This window comes from Streptococcus sp. 1171_SSPC (assembly GCF_001069335.1).
Classification (GTDB): domain Bacteria; phylum Bacillota; class Bacilli; order Lactobacillales; family Streptococcaceae; genus Streptococcus; species Streptococcus xiaochunlingii.
This window is the reverse complement of record NZ_JWAK01000019.1, coordinates 13670-30100: the sequence shown is the minus strand read 5'-3', so window position 1 is coordinate 30100 and position 16431 is coordinate 13670. Positions and strand designations below refer to the sequence as shown.

Below are 16431 nucleotides of genomic sequence, written 5' to 3'. Positions count from 1 at the left end.
ATAACTACCATAGGACGGTGAAACGATGACGATTAATCAATTACTGCAGAAACTGGATACATCAAGCCCTATTCTCAAAGCGACCTTTGGTCTGGAGAGGGAAAATCTGCGAGTGACAACTGATGGACACTTAGCTCAAACTGCTCATCCGAGTCAGCTTGGTTCCCGCAATTTCCACCCGACCATCCAAACAGACTTCAGCGAACAACAACTGGAACTAATTACACCTATTGCTCACTCTACTAAGGAAGCGCGGCGCTTACTGGGAGCTATCAGCGATGTGGCAGGCCGCTCAATTGACCAGAGTGAATGCCTGTGGCCTCTGTCCATGCCACCGCAGCTGACTGAAGAAGATATTATCATCGCCCGTCTGGAAAACGAATACGAACGCTACTACCGAGAGGGTTTAGCGAAAAAATATGGCAAAAAACTACAGGCCATCTCTGGCATCCACTACAACATGGAGCTAGGGAAAGATCTGGTCGCTGCTCTCTTTCAAGTCAGCTCCTATCATTTACTCAAGGACTTTAAAAATGACCTCTATCTCAAACTGGCTCGAAACTTTCTGCGTTTCCGATGGCTCTTAACCTATCTCTACGGTGCTGCTCCTCTGGCAGAAGCCGGCTTCTACAGTCAGGAATACCCGCAGCCTATCCGCTCTTTTCGCAACAGCGACTATGGCTATGTCAATGACGAGAATATTCAGGTGTCCTACACTTCTTTGGAGCAATATGTAACCGATATTGAAAACTACGTTCAGTCTGGCGAGCTCAGTGCTGAAAAAGAATTTTACTCAGCCGTTCGCTTCCGTGGACAGAAGCACAATCGCGCCTATCTGGAGCAGGGTATCACCTATCTGGAATTCCGCTGCTTCGATCTCAATCCTTTTGACCATTTGGGCATTAGCCAAGAGACCTTAGATACTGTCCATCTCTTTTTACTGGGCCTGCTCTGGCTAGATGATGTAGAAAATGTTGATGCAGTATTAAAAGCTGCCCATGATTTGAACCAGAAAATTGCTTGTAGCCACCCGCTGACTGCCCTGCCAGATGAGGCAGACAGCTCAGCCCTTCTCCAAGCCATGGAAGAGCTCATCCAGCATTTTGAACTGCCAACTTACTATCAAACTTTGCTGGACCAGATGAGAGAGGCTCTCTTACATCCTCAGCTGACACTGTCAGGACAGCTCCTGCCCCATATCCAGCAAGATTCCTTAACAGCTTTTGGTCTAGAAAAAGCAGAAGAATACCACCGCTATGCCTGGACTGCTCCTTATGCCCTCAAAGGCTACGAAAATATGGAACTGTCCACCCAGATGCTACTCTTTGATGCTATTCAAAAGGGGCTAAATGTCGAAATTTTAGATGAAAAGGACCAATTTCTCAAGCTTTGGCATGGTAGTCATGTAGAATATGTCAAGAACGGCAATATGACCTCCAAGGATAACTATGTCATCCCTTTGGCCATGGCCAATAAAACAGTCACCAAAAAGATTTTGGCAGCAGCTGACTTTCCCGTTCCGGCTGGAGCAGAATTTTCTTCTCTAGAAGAGGGACTGGCCTACTACCCTTTGATTAAGAACCGAGAAATTGTTGTCAAACCCAAGTCAACTAACTTCGGACTGGGCATCTCTATCTTCCAAGAGCCAGCTAGCCTGGAAGCTTATCACAAGGCTCTGGAGATTGCTTTTTCAGAAGATGTCGCCGTCTTAGTGGAGGAATTTATCGCTGGAACGGAGTACCGCTTCTTTGTCTTAGACGGACAATGCCAAGCAGTCCTCTTGCGAGTGGCGGCCAATGTCGTCGGAGACGGTCAGCATACCGTGAGAGAATTGATTGCCATCAAAAATGACAATCCTCTGCGGGGCCGAGATCATCGTTCACCGCTTGAAATCATTGAACTGGGGGACATTGAACTGCTCATGCTGGACCAGCAAGGCTATGGACCAGATGATATCCTGCCTGCTGGAGTCAAGGTTGACTTGCGGCGCAATTCCAACATTTCTACTGGCGGAGACTCGATTGATGTCACAGACAGCATGCACCCATCTTATAAGGAACTCGCTGCGGACATGGCAAAGGCTATGGGAGCCTGGGCCTGTGGCGTTGATCTCATCATCCCTGACAGCTCTGCTATTTCCACAAAGGAAAATCCCAACTGTACCTGCATCGAGCTCAACTTCAATCCTTCTATGTATATGCACACCTATTGTGCTGAGGGGCCGGGACAAAGCATTACTCCGAAAATACTAGCTAAACTTTTCCCAGAAATGGACCTATAAAGTAAGAAAACGCAGAAGATGTCTCTGCGTTTTTGTTTTGTAACCGAGGTAGAGTTTTAGATGATAACCTAAAAAGATTAAGCATGGTCCTCCTACAAGTTTAAAATAGCAAGTCATTTGCTGTAAAATCATCCTCTAACAAGCAAATTTCAAACCTCTCCTGCATATAGCAGAGGAAATCTTCCCTTTTTCCTAAAAAGAATCATAGGTCGCGAATACAAGGCTAGTATCATCTGAACAAGTTCCAGCCAGTTACTGTTGGCTTCCATAGCCCACCATCTCAACCGCTTTAAAACTGCCTCGGGTTAAAAATTCATACGGAACCCCTAATGCATCAGCTACCGCCAAACCATAGACTGCCGTTTTCAAAGATTGGTTCATGCTAGCCTCCTTTGTTTTATTATACTATTTTTGGTCTTAAAATTCTTCCTAATCCCCAAAAACAAGCGCAGGCCCGCGCTTGTTTTTCTATTTTATGCTAAAATAGAAGCTATGGACAAAATTATTAAAACTATCTCAGAAAGTGGCTCCTTCCGTGCCTTTGTACTAGACAGTACAGAGACCGTGCGAGCAGCCCAAGAATACCATCAGACACAAGCAAGCTCAACTGTGGCCCTCGGTCGGACCCTGATCGCAAGTCAAATTCTCGCCGCCAATGAAAAGGGAAACACCAAGATAACGGTGAAAATCCTCGGTACTAGCTCACTTGGTGCTATCATCACTGTGGCAGATACTCAAGGAAACGTCAAAGGCTACGTGCAAAATCCTGGTGTGGATATCAAGAAAACAGCGACCGGTGAAGTCGTGGTCGGACCATTTGTCGGAAACGGGGAATTCCTAGTGATTACCGACTACGGCACAGGCAATCCTTATCATTCCATGACACCTCTCGTCACTGGAGAAATCGGTGAAGACCTAGCTTATTACTTGACTGAAAGCCAACAAACTCCATCTGCAGTGGGGCTCAATGTCCTTCTTGATGAAGAAGACAAGGTCAAGGTTGCCGGTGGTTTCTTGGTGCAGGTCTTGCCAAATGCCAAGGAAGAAGAAATTGCCCGCTTTGAAAAACGGATCCAAGAAATGCCGGCCATTTCTACCCTTTTAGCCTCTGACGACCATATTGAAGCCCTTCTTACTGCCATCTATGGCGAAGATCACTACAAACGTCTCTCTGAAGAAGAGATCCGCTTCCAATGTGACTGTAGCAAGGAACGCTTCATGGATGCCTTGGCTAGCTTGCCAGCCAAAGACCTTCAAGAAATGAAGGACGAGGACCAGGGAGCAGAAATTGTTTGCCGATTCTGTCAGACGGCTTATCACTTTGATAAAAACGACTTGGAGGAACTCATTCGTGACAAATCTTAATACACCTTTTATGATTGGGAATGTCGAGATCCCAAACCGGACGGTCCTTGCACCTATGGCCGGTGTGACCAACTCAGCCTTCCGCACGATTGCTAAAGAACTCGGGGCAGGGCTTGTAGTCATGGAAATGGTCTCTGATAAAGGAATCCAATACAATAACGAAAAGACCCTGCATATGCTCCATATTGATGAAGGTGAAAATCCTGTATCGATTCAGCTCTTTGGTAGCGATGAGGACAGCCTGGCACGCGCAGCTGAATTTATCCAAGAAAATACCAAGACCGATATCGTCGATATCAACATGGGCTGCCCAGTTAATAAAATCGTCAAGAACGAGGCGGGTGCCATGTGGCTCAAGGACCCAGACAAGATCTACTCTATCATTAACAAGGTTCAATCCGTCCTTGATATCCCCCTCACTGTTAAAATGCGGACAGGTTGGTCTGACCCTTCTCTAGCAGTTGAGAATGCCCTTGCTGCAGAAGCTGCAGGTGTTTCTGCCCTTGCTATGCACGGACGGACCCGGGAGCAAATGTACACTGGTCATGCAGACCTTGAGACCCTTCATAAGGTTGCACAAGCTCTGACCAAGATTCCATTTATCGCCAATGGTGACATCCGTACAGTTCAAGACGCTAAGCAACGCATCGAAGAAGTTGGTGCAGATGCGGTCATGATCGGCCGTGCAGCCATGGGCAATCCTTACCTCTTCAATCAAATCAATCACTACTTTGAAACAGGAGAAATCCTGCCCGATTTGACCTTTGAAGACAAGATGAAGATTGCTTATGAGCACTTGAAGCGCTTGATCGATCTCAAGGGTGAGCACATTGCCGTTCGCGAATTCCGCGGCTTAGCCCCTCACTACCTTCGTGGAACATCTGGCGCAGCCAAACTCCGCGGAGCCATCTCGCAAGCTAGCACTCTAGCTGAGATTGAAGAACTTCTTCAATTAGAAAAAGCTTAATGACAAAAAAACAGCATCGAAATATTGATGCTGTTTAAAATATGTACTAACTATTTTTAACATAAAATAGCTAGCTGGTTTTTCAAAAAAACTGACTTATTTTTTTAGTCAGTTATGTAAATCTAAAACTTTCCGCTGTGAGAAAAGCGCCTGAAACACAAATGTTTCAGGCACTCGGAATTATTGAGATCTTAGGCTCAATAATTAGTCATGGAACTTCGAAGAAGTTCGCTGACGTCCGTACTCACTTAAGGAAAGTTTTTAGAAGAACTTATCTTCATTTGACAGCATCAACTTTTTGATGCTGTTTTTGTATCTTATTGATCCGCTTGAGACTCGCTTTCTTTCCAGCGATAGGTCTTGCGTGGTTTTTTCTTAGGTACCCGCTTGACACCCACTTCTTCAACGTAAGAGCCATAGGTTACAAGGAAATTATTGGTCAAAATTTCTTTATCTGGATGGATCAAATTCACCAACTCGGTTGCTTCGTATACGGTGAAAGGCTCTTCTAGGAGATGGAGGAAGGTTGGATTCCAGGCCAAGCGCCCTTGGATCCGCTTGATGGATTCTTGGACAATCTCATAGTGGTCAAAGGCAAAATCTTCAGCCGTCAAGACACGTCCATCTAGGGAACATTCCCCATGTTTGAAGTCCACATCGAGAAAGAGAACTTCTTTGGCATCATCTCCAGCTCGGACCATATCTACTGCTTCACCTGGCAAATAAACCAAGTGAGCAATGGTAATGACCCAACCCCGAGGGTCCCGACCAGGAGTAGAAACTGTCATTAGTTGCTCGACCTTTTGAGGGGTCAATTCTAGTCCAACTTCTTCCTGGACTTCACGGATACAAGCCTGGATAGCATCTTCGTGCTTTTGCAAGAATCCTCCAACCAAGGCGACCCGATGCTGACAAGGGTGGGTTTTTCGGCGAATCACCAAGAGCTTCAAACGCCCCTCCACAAAGCAGTAGGCCACCATATCGGCAGTTACGCTTGGATTTTCATAGGTAGGATGATCCTGCTCCTTATACCAACGGAGGAATTCTTCCTCGCTGACGACCGTCTCGTAGTATTCCTTTTCGTTCATCCCTTCCGGAATGCTGATTGTTGCCATCTAAGCAACCTCCTTTTTTACTGCTTTACTCCACTGATACCAACCGACAAGACTGTTAAGGGTATAGACCCAGTACATGCCTTGAATATGGATGCTCTTTCCCCACCAGAGGTAGATACTGAAGAGGTTGGTCGCAATCCAGAAAATCCATTGTTCGCGATAGAGACCGGTCATGAGAAGCTGTCCGACACCATTGGTCGCATCTGTTATACTATCACGGAAAGGGCGAGCACTGTGGATGCTTTTATAGGCGTAGCCCATCCCGATCCAAATGAGAGCGGTTAGGACCAAATACTTGATCCATTCCATTAAGGTTAATTTCTTGGCCTCAAAGTGAGATTCTTCTGTCCCTCCTTGGTCATTGATCCGATTCGACAACCAGACATAGAGGCCGATTGGTTGCATCACGAAGAAGTACAGGGTTGTCAGAACTTCTCCATAGAAGTTTTTGTTCAAGGCTAGGACGAGGTAAATCGCTGAGTTTACTGCTCCAAAGAGATAGTTACTAGCCCGACCTTCTGCTACTAGTATAACACAAACGATTCCTGTCCAGGAGGCAAAGAGCCCTAACCAATCGTGACTTGCTTCCTGATTGGTAAACTCTAGGACAAAGGGCACGCTAGATAAAGCAAGCAAATAGAGCCATTGTGTCAAAGTGCGACCAGCGAATAGGTCTTTCCAAAGGAGTTTCATAATCCCTACGAAGCCACGTTTGCCAGCTTCTCGATGGACATTTTTTAAATGCTCCCCAAATGTTTGAATTTTTTCTTGTAGTCGTTTCATGCTGCTTCTCCTTTAATCAGCTTGATAAATCGTATCGATGACACGCTTCGCTTCTTCGTAATTCCCCAAGTAGTCTTGCCCGAGATAAGCTGTAGGGATATCCGAGAGGTATTGGTGGCGGAGCTGATCCAGGTGATTTGAAAAACTGTTGCGAATTTCATCATCTGCCATGGTCATATCACGGAAGCCATCATTGACATAGGATCCAATGGGTTGAACAAATAAAATTAGATCCCATTTTTCCTTAGCTAGGATACTGACGAAGAGGTTGTCAAAAGTATCCGTCATACTGGTCTCTGGGCCTTCTACTTCCATATAGTAGTCGTAATAGCCCTTCGTCACCAGAGAATTCGTATCCGCAATCACTAGCCCTCGATTGGCGCTACTATCAATCAATTTAGAAGTCTGATCGTATTGCCCCAACAAGAGGTAATAGTAATCTTTTGGTGTCAGCTCATCATCCCGTACATTATTTCTAATCTGGTACTCGCGAGCATATTCTAAGCTCACTGGTGCATCATAGAAGCGGGCCAAATCTTTTGCCAAGGTCGTTTTCCCATTACTGGCACTCCCCATGATGAGGACTTTTTTGGTAAACTGACGACGGAAGGGTTGGGCAATGTATTTCCAATACTTACTCGGGTTCTCTCTGATGAGGGTCCCTGAGATGCCAAACTGACGTTCTTGTAGGTGAGCTTGAAATCCTCGCGCTTCAAGTTCTTCTTGGTAAGTCTTCTCTCCAACAAAGAAGACTAAATCTTCTCTCTTAGAATCATATTGAATCGTTTCTAAGGCGGTTTTCAACCAAGGTTCCCATCCCAAGGGATAGCGAGGAAGTTCTGTCTCATCGAGTTTATAAATCTGAGTGAGTTCATCATTTGAAAAACCTTCTCGAATATAGCGAAAACGTTTTTGCAAAGGAAGGCCAACTTCTTCTCCTCGGTCACCTTTGTAACCAGAGACAATCACACAAACGCGGTCACATTGGCGTTTTGCCCGTTGAATTAAATCAATATGCCCTTGATGAAGGGGGGCAAACGTTCCAAATACCACTGCCACTCTTTCTTTCATCTAACTGGCTCCTTTATCATAATGTCAAAACATGTTTTGCTTATGATTTTATTATAAACTATAATTTCAATCTGTCAATACCTTTTTATAAAAAAATATAATTTTGTAAAACGAAAATTAAAAAGATTCAACTCTGTATGTTATTATACAGAATTGAATCTCTGATTTCAATCATTTTTTTAATTTTCTCAGTGGCGAGCCATTATTCCCGAACCAAGGCATGCGTATGGCCATTTTCTGTCACTTGAACACTTGCCAGTTGGCCATCTTGACCAACGACTATATCCAAGCTAGCTGCAGATCCATCTTGGGCGGAAATCAAGCCAGCATGATAATGACCTTGATCCAAGTTGTATTCATAGCTTCCAATCGTATAGCCCACTGCATCGCCACCTGGAGTTTGTATGGTCACTTGGCCTCCTTGCCCGATCGTTACAGCTGTATCGCGACCGTCGGTCCAACTACCTATTGCTCCAGAATAATCCCCTAAGGCATAAGCTAATACACCTTTATAGCGTGGGTTCTCTGTCTTAGAGGCTTGCTCTTTTGCAGTCGTGCGACCTTCTTCCAAGCTAGGACGTTTTGGTTTTTCAGGTGCTGGAGTCACTGCTGGATGTGTTTCTTTGGAAGGAGTTGGGGCCAGGCCTTGTCTGACTTCTGGAACTCTTGGTGTCACCGGAGTTGACGGACTCTCTTGGCTCGCTTGTGTTTCACTCGAAGCGATGGCAGGAGTTTTTGCCACTTCTGCGCTTTGTTGGCTTTGTGTGGTTTTGCCTGTAGCCTTTTTCTCTTCTTTTTTACTCGTAGAGCTTTGTTTCACTTGCTCAATTTTACTAGTTGAAGATGGACTGGTTTCCTTTTTCTTTTCTGATCCACAGCCACTTAATAAAAGAGCAGCTGTTAAAGCAAGGGTTGACAGACTAAATAAGGTTCCTTTCATTTTCATGGCAATACCTCTCCTTTGTAACATTTGTTACATTTTGTAATACGATTGTAACATTTATCTATAGGGAAGTCAAGAGGATTTCCGATACTTATAAAAAATAGAAACTAGTTTCAAAAAAAGAGTGAATGATTGGAGCTCTACTCCAAGCATTCACTCTTTTTCTTATTGATAAACTTCTTGATAAAATTCGATGGTATCTCCATCTTGGACAGTTGTTTCTGCTGCCCCTTTTGGTGCCATCTCTCCATTGATCTTGTACATCCAATAGAGTCCCTTGCTTTCGTCCTGGGCTACGCCATCGATCGAGGTGATGAGGCCACTCTTCTCCTCAATCTTGTAGTTAGCTTTCAGGACTTCCATCAGGTTGGCTTTTTCAGCAACCTTCAAGGTCTTGCTTTGAGCTTCTTGCCCTTCAGGGGCGATACTGACCGTAATGGTAATTTGTTTTTCTTTCGCTACTTGTGAGCTAGAAGCTGAGCTTTCCGTAGTCGATGATTTGCTTTGTCCGCAACTGACCAATACAAGAGCTGCTAGGACAGCAAAGAAACTATAAAGTGTTTTTTTCATGATACAATCTCCTAAATACTACATAAAGTAGAGGGTAAAAACAGGCGGTGGAAAGGGCGTGGGCCAAGTTAAAGCTAAAGCCATTCACCAGAGCATAGGTCCACCAAGGCATGTGGTAGAGAACAGCATAAAGACTGTCAATCAGCACCCCGTAGAGAAAGGATAAGGTGCCGACCACTAGAGTCTGAACTTGCAAAGACAGATGGCGGTAAAGCCCCCGCCAAAGAGTCAAGAGGAGGGCAAAGACTAGAATCTGAGCAAGTACCACTGGACTCATCCCCAAGAGAAAGGCCGAGGTGAACATGGTGACCGCCATCACCAAACAGGAGAATGCCCAGTCTTCGAATAGCACCAGTAAAAAGAAGATGGCACTAATGGGTTGGACATTGGGTAGAAAGGCAAAAGCTTGTCTCAGCACCACACAGAGGGCTGCTAAGAGGGTGATTCGGGTCAAGCGTTTGAGAGGCACTGCAGATCCTCCTAGTCAATCGTGAAGTTCAGCTGACCAGACTTGACACCTACCTTGAGGGTTTGACCTTCTGCAACTTCTCCTCTCAAGAGGATTTCTGCCAAGTAGTCTTCCACCTGGGTCTGGATGGTCCGACGCAAAGGACGCGCGCCCATCTCTGGATCATATCCGTGAGTTGCTAACCATTTAAGGGCAGACGCTTGGAATTTCAGAGTAATGCCCTTCTCTCTTAAGGATTGAACCAACGGTTTCACCATAATCTTGACAATCTCGTGCATTTGGTCACTGGTTAAGCTATGGAAGACGACTTTTTCATCAATCCGGTTGATAAATTCTGGGCGATAGGTCTTCTTCAACTCTTCAAAGATGCGTTTCTCCATATTGGCTTGGTCAAAGCGAATATCCTTGGCTCCAAAGCCAACTGTCTTATCATCTCGTAAAGCGGTAGCTCCCAAGTTTGAGGTCATGATAATAATCGTATTGGAGAAATCTACCTTGCGTCCCTTGCTGTCGGTCAAGACACCGTCATCCAAGACTTGCAAGAGAACGTTAAAGATATCCGGATGGGCTTTTTCCACCTCATCAAACAAGAGGACTGAATAAGGTTTGTTGCGGACTTTTTCCGTCAACTCGCCCCCTTCTTCATAACCGACATATCCTGGAGGAGCTCCGTTGAGACGACTGGCCGCGAATTTTTCCATGTACTCACTCATGTCAAAACGGATCAAGGCGGACTCGTCATCAAAGAGAACTTCTGCAAGGGCCTTCGCGAGCTCGGTTTTCCCGACTCCTGTCGGACCGAGGAAGAGGAAGGAACCAATTGGTCGCTTGTGAGACCGGATTCCAGACTGATTGCGACGAATCGCTCGGCTGATACTTGAGACTGCCTGATCCTGACCAATCACGCGCTTATGAAGTTCCGCTTCTAATTCCAGGTATTTCTTAGCCACTGTTTGGGTTAGTTTTTCCACAGGAATGCCAGAAAGCTGACTGAGCGTCTTCAGGATATCCTCTTCCTTGACTTCTAGCTGGTAACCTTTCGGACTGGCGTCTTCTTTTAGTAGCTGAGCAACTTTTTTCCACTGTCCCTTGAGCAAGGCTTGATCGGCAGCTGTCAAATCGGACTGAAGCCCGGCTTGAGGCCCCTTGTTTTGCACGGTCGCTGCCGCTTCATCCAAGAGGTCAATGGCGGAGTCTGGCAAGAGGCGACTGGTCAAATACCGATGGGCATAGACAACGGCTGTCTCAATGGCTGCATCCGTGATATGGACACGGTGGTGACGTTCATAGGTCTTCTTGAGCCCTTGCAAAATCGCGATACTATCCGCAACAGATGGTTGCTCAATCAAGACCTTAGCAAAGCGGCGTGACAGAGCGGCGTCTTTTTCGATGTGTTTTTGGTATTCTTCTTGCGTAGTCGCTCCTACGGTCCGTAAGGTCCCACGAGCCAAGGCTGGCTTCAGGATGTTAGCAGCATCCAGGGTGGAGTCAATCCCTGATCCAGATCCCATAATGGTATGGAGCTCATCGATGAAGAGAATGACATGTCCATCTTCTTCAATATCATTGATGATGTTGTTCATCCGCTCTTCAAAATCTCCACGGAACCGCGTCCCTGCGACAACATTCATCAAGTCCAACTCTAAGACACGCATCTTAGCCAGCTCCGTTGGGACATCTCCACTGGCAATCCGTTGGGCCAAGCCCAAAGCTAGAGCAGTCTTTCCGACACCCGCATCTCCAACGAGGACCGGATTGTTTTTTGTTTTGCGGCTCAAAATCTGAATCATCCGCGAGATTTCTTGCCCCCGGCCAATCACCGGTTCCAAACTGCCATTGCGAGCCATTTCTGTCAAATCTCGGGTGTAGTCTTCCAAACCACCACTGGTAGAGGCAGGCATGCCCATCATATTTCCCATGGTTTGACGGTTTGGTTGCTGGGCCCGATAGAGAGAACGGATAGCCTTGACAGCTTCCTTGTCCCAACCTGCTCGCTGTTCCAAACTCTTACGAAGTTCGACGATTTTTATGCCATCTTCCTGATCATCATAGCGGAAGCCAACATACTCCAACACTTGAGAAGCTAGGGTTCCCCGCTCTAGTAAAAGCGCCAAGAGGACATGCTCTGTTCCCAGACTTTTGGCATGGACTGCTTGGGCAATCTCTTGGGAACGGTTCATGATTTCTTCTACACGGAAAGAAAAAGGAAATACCTCATAGCGGCCATCTCGTTGGTAGACCTGACCCGTAATGTGCTCTGCTGCATCTTGAAAATCATCAATCTGCATGGGATAGTCACTTAAGACGGAACCAGCTACACTATAGGGGTTATTTGCTAGAGCCACTAGGATATGCCAGGTATCTAGTGTTTGGGAATCAAAATGACCCGCCAAGATTTGAGCGGCTTCAATCGTTTCTAATAGGGCTTTTGAATAGTTCATAAGGAGATTACATTCCCTTTCTATCGACTTGTTGGATAATTTTTCGTAGGATATTGGCTCGTAAGCGATGGGCTTCACTTCCCAGAACCTCGTCTGTTGTCGTCACTGACAAGAGCTCTGCCTCTCTCTTTGTAAGGAGTTTTTCTTCAAATAGCATCTGGAGGATATCGCAAAAGACAGTCTGACTGATTTGTTCTCCGATACTTGCGCCTAGCTCTTTTAGCATCTGGTGTTGGTCTGAAAATTGAATCTTGCCAATCCGGATATACCCCCCACCTCCACGCTTGCTCTCTACAATGTAGCCTCGACTTTCGGTGAAGCGGGTCTTGATCACATAATTGATTTGACTAGGAACAACTTGGAAAACATCCGCTAATTCGCTTCTCTTGAGCTCTGCGATTCCTGCTTGGGCCAGTAGCGACTTGATATAGGCCTCAATGCTATCTGATGTATTTTTACTTGCCATGATGCTCCTTTCTGACGTCTTCATTCTAGATGAGCTCTCTGCTCTTCAGAGGGTAAAAAATGGTCTCATCATCCACGATGTCATTATTGACCTTATCTGACTATTATACAATTTTTACGCCTGTAAATAAAGCAAAGACTACGTCGAGATAGAATCTGAAGCCCCCTTACTGGTAGTTAGAAGGAACAAAAAAGAGGCTAGTGATTGCTAACCTCTTATAGAAGGGGCATTAGGATTTCCGACGAGCGAATTTTGCTCTTCCGCCTAAGAAACCTAAGCCGAGAAGTCCGATCCAAGCTAAGAAACTTGCCTTCTCTGATCCTGTCTGTGGCAGTTTTTCTTCCGACTGCACAGCATCTGGATTTACGGCTTCTGATGTAAACACAGGAGAAAGAGGAGTCGCATTTAGCGCCGTCGGTGTCAATATCCGAGAAATTCCACTTTCTTTTTTGTCTTCTAGCGGAAGGAGCGGTTTCGTTTCTTGTGAGTCTTCACTTGGACTTGCTGGTAGCGGCACATCCGGAATAATTGGATTTTCTTTTACCACTCCTGTTCCGACTTCTGTTATCTGGTCCTGGGCTTCTACTTCGACAAAGGCATCGACTTCTGTCCGAATTTCTTTGCCTTCTTCTTGTCGGACCTCGATCAACTTCAACCGGCGTCCAACCTTCCCTGATTGAAGGATCCGGCTTTCGCCCTTGGCCAAGTCCTTGTTTTCACGCGTTTGACTTTCAAATGGAATCTCCTCCGCTTCGATGAGAAGTTCTGGTTTTTCAAGAATCAAATCCCGCACACCTTCTTCTGGGCGTGTCTGCGTCAGCGGTTCATAATTGTGAGCATCTTTTAAGATGGTTTCAAGGGCTTCCACTTGATTCGCTGCAGCAACCAAATCTGGTCGCTCTTGATTCAACAACTGAGTCAATTCAGTCAATTGATGTTGAATAGTCGGTTTGAGGTCTGCTTTCAAGCGATCGAGAGAAGTAGCCTTGATCTTTTCTACTCCTTCTTTGATAATCTGTTGTAGCTCTTCTTGACTGAGCAACTGACTATCTTTTCCTGATAGGACAAACCGGTCTACCTGGATGGCTCTAGATGACTGAGGATCATTGAGGGCTGGATCTAGGTGCAAGCGTAGCTGGTGGTATCCTTTTGCTAGGCCTTGCAGATTGACCAAACTCTGGTCGAGTTTGCGTTGATCTCCGTAGCCACTGAAGTAATGATCGCCTTCGATCTCATAATCATGACCACGCCCTTCTTCAAAGGCGATTTCTTTTCCGTCTAGGGTGACGCTGTAGAGACCATGACTTGGATCAACCACGCCTCGAACCTCCACTCCAGTTCCCTTAAAGGTGATGGTCACATCAATGTGTTTCTTGCCTTCCTCATCGGTCACTTGGTTAAAGCTAGACCAGGATTCTGTTCCATTTGAGAAGTTTTGATTATCTGTCTCATGATGCCAGCCTTGGCTGTAGTGCAGTTTTGGATCTTGGTCATCCACTTCTTTACGATTTTCTGGAAGCAGGTCCTCGTTCATCACTTGGACTGTCAGCTCTGGAATAAAGCCGACCAGACTTCCTTGATCCGGATGCAACAATTTGACCTTAAAGTCATAGACATCTGTCGCCTTGCCTGCAAAATCAAGGGTTGGGACTTGGACTGTTTTTTCTGTCTCTCCATCTGCAAACTCGAGAGTGACATTGGTATCTTTATAAACCTTGCCATGAACCCCTGTTCCTGGTTCTGTGATTAATTTAAGACTTGCACTTCCTTTAGAGCCACCTTTTCTCTTGACGACGACTTGCGCTGGGTCGCCTTTCTTAACGGCTAGGGTTGGCTGGGCAAACTCAAAGAGACCCTTTTCTTGGTTATTGAGGGCATAAATCCCTTCCGTTGCGATTGCATCTCCCTTGCTATTGACCAAGGTCAAAGTATGGGCTCCTGCTTTCAAATCCGGTGTTTCATAAACCTTTTGGCTCCGTTTGCGGCTTGGGCTTTGGGTATTGACCGTCGCTAGCTTTTGGCCATCGACATAGACATCCATTTCCCCATGACCAGGGTCCACAGTTGCGACCACATAGGCCTTGGTGCCTTCAAACTGATAGGTCACCGAAGCTCCCTTTTCCTTGGTCCACATAGAGGTACCTCGAACGCCTTCTCCCTCTTCATTCCATTGGCTATTGGCCCGATCAGCAGTCCGGTCAGAATGATAGGCCAAACCAAGCGGATAGCCATCCGTTTCTTCAATGCTAGCTGGCGTCTTATAGACAGAGACGCCGTTCAAGATTGGAGTGGCTTGGGCATCGGTGATGGACACCCGGAGGTAGCGACTATCAACTGGTTGACCCTTGATCAAACGGCGGTATCCCACGGTTGACCCAGCCCCAAAAGGAACCCATTGCCCATTCACCGCTACATCGATGGTGAAACCGGAAATCCGTTGGCCTTTCTCAATCGTTTCCTTGAGCTCTACTACATCAAAATGTTGCTCTTTTCCAAGATCGAGGACAAAAGATCCAGTCTTGGCATCATCGGCAGGTGCCCAACTGGTCTTCTCATCTCCATCCGTCAAATGGCTGGCTGAGTAATGAGAATTGCGCCGTGTCGAGTCAGCTTCTACCAAAGCGCCCGCCGCATAGTCCACGCTGTAGAGTTGATCCAAGGTCTGGCGGAATTCTTTCAAACGGGCTACATCGGCATCCGCAAATTTCCCATCTTGATTCGGTGGAATATTGAGCAAAAGCGGGGTTCCACGGCCGACCGATTTGAAGTAAATGTCCATCAATTCGCGCAAGGACTTAGGCTCTTGGTTGTCATGGTAGAACCAGCCGGAGCGAATAGAAACATCAGCTTCTCCCACTGAGTATTGCTTCCCTTCCGGATCCCCGTGATTGAGGTAACTGTTGGATGGATTGTTGCGAATCTTATCCGGATTGACCTTATGCCAAACTGGATCTCCAGCAATCCCCTTTTCATTTCCGATCCAACGAACATTGGTTGGCTCAGCTGAGAAGATGGCAATATCTCCTTGGGCCTTACGAATGGCATCAAACCACTTATCAAAGGTATAGGTGACTTTTTGAGCCCCATCGCCACGCGCTCCATCCATCCAGACTTCCACGAACTTGCCCTTGTTTCCATATTTTGGATTTTCAAGGATTTCTTTTAGCTGGTTGAGATAGTATTCGTTGTATTGGTCCTCTGTATCCACATGGTAGAGCGGGCTGTGAGCATCCCAAGGGGAGAGGTATACCCCCATATCCATGTCATACTTGCTGGCAGAAGCAGAAACCTCGGCTAGGATATCGCCTTTCCCTTCCTTCCAACCGCTTTTAGCAATGGTATGGTCGGTGTATTTGGATGGGTACAAGAGGAAGCCATCGTGGTGCTTGACGACCATGATGGTTCGTTTGAAGCCCGCGTCTTTCAGGGTTTTGATCCACTGATCGGTATCCAGATGCTCTGGATAGAAATAATAAGGGTCTTCTTGCCCATCTCCCCACTCACGATCGTAGTAGGTATTCATCCCAAAGTGGATGAAGGCTGCTAGTTCTTCGCGGTGGTATTGCATTTGTGCCTTACTTGGAAGCGGTCCGTAATCCGCAATCTCAGGCTCCTCATCTAGAGAAGTGCCTGGTTGGGTTGCTTCTGTCCCTTGGCTGACTGCTCGGCTTTCTTTCTCACTCGTTGCGGGTGAGGAATGTTCTGATTCTTCTTGGTGCTCTTTCACAGCTGTTTCCTCCTCCCCTTGATGCTCGGCATCACTTGTGTCGACTCGTTCTTCACGAGTCTCACTCCTCTCAGCTTGTTCCTCTGCGTAACTGGTAGTGACTCCTAAAAAACAAGTCGCTACGACTACAGAGCAGACGCCTACTGAGAGTTTACGAATACCAAATCGATTTCTCTTATCAACTAATCTTTTTCCCATATTCCATTCCTTTTTGTCATCAGGTAAAGAGGGTG

13 protein-coding genes are annotated in these 16431 nt (G+C 46.3%); 3 read left to right on the top strand and 10 right to left on the bottom strand.

Annotated features, from left to right (window positions below):
* Positions 1–25: 25 nt before the first annotated feature.
* Positions 26–2281 (top strand): bifunctional glutamate--cysteine ligase GshA/glutathione synthetase GshB, encoded by a 2256-nt coding sequence (gene gshAB / locus ADF75_RS03995; protein WP_048789231.1) that lies wholly within the window; start codon positions 26–28, stop codon positions 2279–2281.
* Positions 2282–2533: 252 nt separating this feature from the next.
* Here gshAB and ADF75_RS10455 read toward each other — a convergent pair whose 3' ends face one another.
* Positions 2534–2662: a hypothetical protein gene (locus ADF75_RS10455; RefSeq protein WP_006595453.1), complete on the bottom strand. Its 129-nt coding sequence runs from the start codon at positions 2660–2662 to the stop codon at positions 2534–2536.
* Between the two features lie 111 nt (positions 2663–2773).
* Between ADF75_RS10455 and hslO the strand changes: the two genes are divergently transcribed.
* Together hslO and dusB are read left to right on the top strand one after the other, a co-directional pair.
* Positions 2774–3646: an Hsp33 family molecular chaperone HslO gene (gene hslO / locus ADF75_RS03985; protein WP_048789230.1), complete on the top strand. Its 873-nt coding sequence runs from the start codon at positions 2774–2776 to the stop codon at positions 3644–3646.
* On the top strand, positions 3633–4613 hold the full coding sequence (gene dusB, locus ADF75_RS03980) for a tRNA dihydrouridine synthase DusB (protein WP_048789229.1): 981 nt from the start codon (positions 3633–3635) through the stop codon (positions 4611–4613). Before hslO ends, dusB begins: the two co-directional genes overlap by 14 nt.
* Before the next feature lie 317 nt (positions 4614–4930).
* Here the strand turns inward: dusB and ADF75_RS03975 are convergent, their stop codons facing one another.
* From ADF75_RS03975 to ADF75_RS03935, 9 genes are all read right to left on the bottom strand, one after another.
* Positions 4931–5728: an NUDIX domain-containing protein gene (locus ADF75_RS03975; RefSeq protein ID WP_048789228.1), complete on the bottom strand. Its 798-nt coding sequence runs from the start codon at positions 5726–5728 to the stop codon at positions 4931–4933.
* Complete coding sequence (gene pnuC / locus ADF75_RS03970) at positions 5729–6511, bottom strand: nicotinamide riboside transporter PnuC (protein WP_048789227.1); 783 nt, start codon at positions 6509–6511, stop codon at positions 5729–5731.
* 12 nt (positions 6512–6523) lie between these two features.
* Complete coding sequence (locus ADF75_RS03965) at positions 6524–7582, bottom strand: AAA family ATPase (protein WP_048789226.1); 1059 nt, start codon at positions 7580–7582, stop codon at positions 6524–6526.
* A gap of 202 nt (positions 7583–7784) precedes the next feature.
* Positions 7785–8528 (bottom strand): hypothetical protein, encoded by a 744-nt coding sequence (locus ADF75_RS03960; protein ID WP_065426869.1) that lies wholly within the window; start codon positions 8526–8528, stop codon positions 7785–7787.
* 162 nt (positions 8529–8690) lie between these two features.
* On the bottom strand, positions 8691–9095 hold the full coding sequence (locus ADF75_RS03955; RefSeq protein ID WP_023024640.1) for a DUF4430 domain-containing protein: 405 nt from the start codon (positions 9093–9095) through the stop codon (positions 8691–8693).
* Positions 9076–9564 carry a hypothetical protein gene (locus ADF75_RS03950; protein ID WP_048789224.1) on the bottom strand — a complete coding sequence of 163 codons (489 nt, stop codon included), beginning with the start codon at positions 9562–9564 and terminating at the stop codon, positions 9076–9078. Before ADF75_RS03950 ends, ADF75_RS03955 begins: the two co-directional genes overlap by 20 nt.
* Positions 9565–9575: 11 nt before the next feature.
* The gene (locus tag ADF75_RS03945) at positions 9576–12005 is read right to left on the bottom strand and encodes an ATP-dependent Clp protease ATP-binding subunit (RefSeq protein WP_048789223.1); all 2430 of its coding nucleotides are present in this window, start codon (positions 12003–12005) and stop codon (positions 9576–9578) included.
* Positions 12006–12012: 7 nt separating this feature from the next.
* Entirely contained in the window at positions 12013–12471 is a 459-nt protein-coding gene (locus tag ADF75_RS03940; RefSeq protein ID WP_048789222.1) for a CtsR family transcriptional regulator, read from the bottom strand.
* Between the two features lie 229 nt (positions 12472–12700).
* Complete coding sequence (locus ADF75_RS03935; protein ID WP_048789221.1) at positions 12701–16396, bottom strand: alpha-L-fucosidase; 3696 nt, start codon at positions 16394–16396, stop codon at positions 12701–12703.
* Positions 16397–16431 lie beyond the last annotated feature (35 nt).

Bases quoted from the DNA above. Each gene is read 5' to 3' on its own strand.
- ADF75_RS03975 (WP_048789228.1), bottom strand. From the start codon at position 5,728: ATGGCAACAATCAGCATTCCGGAAGGGATGAACGAAAAGGAATACTAC.
- ADF75_RS03955 (WP_023024640.1), bottom strand. From the start codon at position 9,095: ATGAAAAAAACACTTTATAGTTTCTTTGCTGTCCTAGCAGCTCTTGTA.
- pnuC (WP_048789227.1), bottom strand. From the start codon at position 6,511: ATGAAACGACTACAAGAAAAAATTCAAACATTTGGGGAGCATTTAAAA.
- hslO (WP_048789230.1), top strand. From the start codon at position 2,774: ATGGACAAAATTATTAAAACTATCTCAGAAAGTGGCTCCTTCCGTGCC.
- gshAB (WP_048789231.1), top strand. From the start codon at position 26: ATGACGATTAATCAATTACTGCAGAAACTGGATACATCAAGCCCTATT.
- ADF75_RS03960 (WP_065426869.1), bottom strand. From the start codon at position 8,528: ATGAAAATGAAAGGAACCTTATTTAGTCTGTCAACCCTTGCTTTAACA.
- ADF75_RS03945 (WP_048789223.1), bottom strand. From the start codon at position 12,005: ATGAACTATTCAAAAGCCCTATTAGAAACGATTGAAGCCGCTCAAATC.
- ADF75_RS03940 (WP_048789222.1), bottom strand. From the start codon at position 12,471: ATGGCAAGTAAAAATACATCAGATAGCATTGAGGCCTATATCAAGTCG.
- ADF75_RS03965 (WP_048789226.1), bottom strand. From the start codon at position 7,582: ATGAAAGAAAGAGTGGCAGTGGTATTTGGAACGTTTGCCCCCCTTCAT.
- ADF75_RS03935 (WP_048789221.1), bottom strand. From the start codon at position 16,396: ATGGGAAAAAGATTAGTTGATAAGAGAAATCGATTTGGTATTCGTAAA.
- ADF75_RS10455 (WP_006595453.1), bottom strand. From the start codon at position 2,662: ATGAACCAATCTTTGAAAACGGCAGTCTATGGTTTGGCGGTAGCTGAT.